Below are 1273 nucleotides of genomic sequence, written 5' to 3' on the forward strand. Positions count from 1 at the left end.
AAGTGCATCATGGTTAATTTTATCGAAGCATTTAGCTATGTCAGCATCTAATACCCATTTGGGTTTTTTGCTTATAGCAATGAATATTGCTTCAATGGCGTCATGGCATGAGCGTCCTGGCCTGAACCCGTACGAATTGGGTTCAAATTTTGCTTCCCATTCTGGCTCAACAGCCTGTTGAGCCAGTGCCTGTAGAGCGCGGTCATACATGGTCGGTATTCCTAATGGACGCTTTTCTGTTTTTCCAGGTTTGGGAATCCAAACCCTTCTGGTGGGTTGCGCCTTTTTAGAGATTTTCAGTTTGGCTACTAAGGCGAGACGTTGTCTATTGGTTAAGGCTTTAATCCCGTCTATTCCAGCAGTCTTTTTACCTTTATTCTCTTGTGTGACCCGACGCACCGCTATCATTTTGGCTGTCCAGGACTTCGTCAGAGTTTTTTGCAGCTTTCGTACCACGCGGACATCACCACGTTGTGAGGCTCGGTATATTCGTTTTTGTAACTTAAATAGGGTCATTTCTAGCTTGCGCCAGTTGACCTTATTCCATTCCGACCGTGAGGCGAACCCCCGAGTTTTAGACTTGTTCATTACTACTTACAACCATACCTTTTCCGTTTGACGTGAGTCCGTCAGCTTATCTTAGGCATTACCCTAGGCATTGGCTTCTGACTCAATCTTGCCCTTATATGACTTGCGGCTAACTGCCTACTCAACAATCGACCTTATTGAGAGTACATATGAGGTTTACTTCGTTCCTGATAACCATTCTTTGGACTTTTAGGGTGGTACTTTTCACCGGGAATTGTTAGGGAAATCATTATGAGATGGGAAATCCTCACAATCCTTAATTCCATGGCCTTTTTGTCTGTAGCGTATCAATCCTTATTTCGCTACCTAGGGATGACGATGATTCTGGTGTACCTTTCTTTCGTACCCATGAGTCCTTTTCCTGTTACTAACATCTTTTCAGGTTAATGATGCTTCACTGTTCGACCCTTGCATCAATCCATGAGTTTGTTAGATTCATGAATCAGGGTAGGGCTGTCACTCGGATTTCACGAGGGATGGATTCTCACCATCATGGTTATCAAGTTGTCATGGTTCAGTTTCCTGGCCAAGCGGCTAATCCCCCAAATCCTTTTTTAGGATAAGGTTTCTAGCCAACGAATCGCACTTCCCGATTCCCTCCAATATAGATAAGGAAATTGTTTGATTTCCTTATCTCGATTTCATAGGTCCTTAATAAGGAGAAGACCAAGAGCGAACTTCGCCT

The 1273-nt window shown here is 43.8% G+C and carries 1 protein-coding gene; it reads right to left on the reverse strand.

All coding sequences use genetic code 11. From position 1 onward, the window contains the following. Window positions 1–588, reverse strand: a 588-nt coding sequence (locus tag F6K51_RS37550) for a reverse transcriptase N-terminal domain-containing protein (RefSeq protein WP_293031340.1), incomplete at its 3' end; no start/stop codon positions are given. Window positions 589–1273: the final 685 nt, after the last annotated feature.

The sequence above is a fragment of the Moorena sp. SIO3I8 genome (assembly GCF_010692325.1).
Taxonomy (GTDB): domain Bacteria; phylum Cyanobacteriota; class Cyanobacteriia; order Cyanobacteriales; family Coleofasciculaceae; genus Moorena.